At 67.4% G+C, this 475-nt stretch carries 1 protein-coding gene; it reads right to left on the reverse strand.

The features are described from left to right. A partial coding sequence (locus tag IG64_RS39910; protein WP_324609605.1) for an RICIN domain-containing protein occupies positions 1 to 432 on the reverse strand: 432 nt, incomplete at its 3' end. Positions 433 to 475 lie beyond the last annotated feature (43 nt).

Consider the following 475-nt stretch of genomic DNA (forward strand, 5'->3'; position numbering starts at 1 on the left):
ACGCGACGACGGCACCCCCCAGATCTGATTGTCCGAACCCGCACACGCCCAGATCTGCAGCCTGGTGCCATTGGCGGAACTCGGACCCGTCGCATCCAGGCACCTGCCCGACTGCACACCGACCAGCGTCCCGTTCGCCTGCGCCTGCCACTTCTGCGACGCCGCACCCGAACACGCCGACAACTGCACCGCCGTACCGTCCCCGGTACCACCCCCGGCCACCGTCATGCACTTGCCCAACGCCCGCAACGAGCCATCACCCGCCACCGTCCACACCTGCGACGACGACGAACCACAGGCGTTCAACTGAACCGCCGTGCCATCGGCCGACACACCCCCCGCCACCTCCACACACTTGCCGTTGTACCCCGCCACACGCCCCGAAGGACCCGACACCGGGGCATCCGAAGGCACCTTCCACTTCTGACCCACGTCACCCGCGTTGCACTCCCAGATGATCAACGGATTGCCGTCC

Origin of the sequence: Streptomyces sp. NRRL S-340 (assembly GCF_000720185.1) — a bacterium.
GTDB lineage: Bacteria > Actinomycetota > Actinomycetes > Streptomycetales > Streptomycetaceae > Streptomyces.